The sequence below is a fragment of the Azospirillum sp. B506 genome (genome assembly GCF_000333595.1).
Taxonomy (GTDB): domain Bacteria; phylum Pseudomonadota; class Alphaproteobacteria; order Azospirillales; family Azospirillaceae; genus Azospirillum.
Genome location: NZ_BADK01000745.1, coordinates 1 through 1,037, shown reverse-complemented (window position 1 = coordinate 1,037; position 1,037 = coordinate 1). Strand labels below are relative to the sequence as shown.

At 67.7% G+C, this 1,037-nt stretch carries 2 pseudogenes; both read left to right on the top strand.

From position 1 onward, the window contains the following. Positions 1 to 212, top strand: a pseudogene (locus I71_RS23060) (hypothetical protein); the annotation flags it as partial. A gap of 210 nt (positions 213 to 422) precedes the next feature. Further along, positions 423 to 1,037, top strand: a pseudogene (locus I71_RS23055) (sensor histidine kinase); the annotation flags it as partial.

The window sequence follows — 1,037 nt, the reverse complement described above, 5'->3', positions numbered from 1 at the left end:
TGTACGACTTCCGCTTCGATCGCAAGCCGGCCGGCGTGACCAGCGGCCATGTCGGCAACGAGATCAACCTTGCGGCCGACTGGGCGGCGACGCCCAACCTGCTGGTCTCGGCGGCGGTCGGCCAGTTCTTCGCCGGAGACGGCGGCAAGCAGCTTTTGCGCGGCAACAAGGACAGCACGGTGTTCGAACTGGCGGCGATCTTCACCTATTGAACCGGACCGCGACGGATTGGCGCCCCGGCCGCTCCGGCGGCTCCCGGCGCCAATCCGGGAGCCGCCGCACTCACGACAAAGTGCCGTAAGCGTTCAAGGCGCAGTCATTTCATTCAAGAACCGGACGGCATCCGCAGGCATTCTGCCCGAACCGAACCGAATCCAAACGGTGCGGCTCGTGGTTGGAGGCGGGCGGATATGAGCGCAGGGATGAGCGCGGAGTCAGGTGCGGGATGGTCTCCGCCTCTGGCCGGACGGCCGGGCGAACGCTGGCTCGGCATCCTTGCCATCCCGCTGGCGCTCACGGTGTTCGTCGTCGACACCTTCACCGACATCGAAAGCGCCATCGCCGTCCTGTATGCCCTGGTGCTCCTCCTGGCCTCCAGCGCGCTTCACCGCCAGGGCATTCTGCGCGCGGCGGCCGGCTGCGCGCTGCTGGCGGTGCTGTCCTTCCTGCTGTCGCACTGGCGGGATATCGACCTGTCGTCGGTCCTGCGTTGCGGCGTGGCGCTGGCGACCATTCTCACCACCGGCGCGCTGCTGCTCCGGAACCATGACTCGAGGGCGCTGCTGGTCCGGACCAACAGCGCGCTGGCGCGCAGCGAAAAACGCTACCGCTGCATGTTCGAACAGGCGCGCATTTCCCTGTGGGAGCAGGATTTCACCGCCGTGAAGGCGGCACTCGATGCCCTGCGTGCCGGCGGGGTGGCGGACATCGCCGTTCACATGCAGCTCAATCCCGGCTGGGCGCGCGAGACCGGCGCGTCGATCCGCACCACCAACGTCAACGACGCCACCGTGGAAATGCTGGGGGCCCCGGCCGAC